This is a genomic window from Arthrobacter sp. HMWF013, from assembly GCF_003061105.1.
GTDB lineage: Bacteria > Actinomycetota > Actinomycetes > Actinomycetales > Micrococcaceae > Arthrobacter.
The window spans coordinates 1-605 of sequence record NZ_QAIQ01000668.1 but is presented as its reverse complement, the minus strand read 5'-3'; the positions used below and the strand labels follow the sequence as shown (position 1 = coordinate 605).

Below are 605 nucleotides of genomic sequence, written 5' to 3'. Positions count from 1 at the left end.
CTCGGCGTGGCCAAAGGCGACCGGGTGGCCGTCTACCTGCCCATGATCCCCGAGGCCGTCATTACGCTGCTGGCCTGCGCCCGGATCGGTGCGGTGCACTCGGTGGTGTTCGGCGGGTTCTCCGCGGAGGCCCTGCGGTCCCGGATCGATGACGCCGAGGCCAAGCTCGTGGTCACCGCCGACGGCACCTACCGCCGCGGGAAGCCCAGCTCCCTGAAGACCGCGGTGGACGATGCGCTCTCGCACGTGGGCGACGGCAGCGGCCACACGGTCCAGAACGTTGTGGTGGTCAAGCGCAACGGCCAGCACGTGGACTGGCACGAGGGCCGGGACCACTGGTGGGACGACACCGTCGGGCAGGCCTCCGCCGAGCACACCGCCGTCGGGCATGACTCCGAGCACCCGCTGTTCATCCTCTACACCTCCGGGACCACGGGAAAGCCCAAGGGCATCCTGCACACCACCGGCGGCTACCTCACCCAGGGCGCCTACACCCACAAGGCAGTCTTTGACCTGCACCCCGAGACGGACGTCTACTGGTGCACGGCCGACGTCGGCTGGGTCACCGGCCACTCCTACGTCGCCTACGCCCCGCTCATCAACGG

The 605-nt window shown here is 69.6% G+C and carries 1 protein-coding gene; it reads left to right on the top strand.

Annotation, left to right across the window (positions count from 1 at the left end; translation table 11 throughout):
- On the top strand, positions 1–605 hold a 605-nt coding region (locus tag DBR22_RS21745), incomplete at both ends, for an AMP-binding protein (RefSeq protein WP_146187618.1).